1 protein-coding gene is annotated in these 252 nt (G+C 42.5%); it reads right to left on the minus strand.

The features are described 5' to 3' along the window. Positions 1–252 (minus strand): 5'-nucleotidase C-terminal domain-containing protein (locus AAEY79_RS15775; protein WP_352289573.1); only part of this gene is annotated, 252 nt, incomplete at both ends.

Genomic DNA, 252 nt, shown 5'->3' on the forward strand with positions numbered 1-252 from the left:
GGGAAACGCGTCACGACATTTAAATAGGTTAAAATATCATTGCCTTTGAAATCGATATAAGCGACACGGTTTTTAAAAGGCTGTACTTTGAGTATGTCTTTATAACTCACGTCACCCGCATTGATGCTATCGCGAACACCGCCACCACTGATAATGCCAAAATCGGCACCTTCGGTATTCATTTGCGCTTGAATAATAACGCGGGCAAGGTTAGTTTGCTCAAAGCGTACTTTATTTCGATCTCCCTCGAGT

It is taken from the genome of Psychrobacter sp. GW64-MNA-CIBAN-0177 (assembly GCF_040309585.1).
GTDB lineage: Bacteria > Pseudomonadota > Gammaproteobacteria > Pseudomonadales > Moraxellaceae > Psychrobacter > Psychrobacter okhotskensis.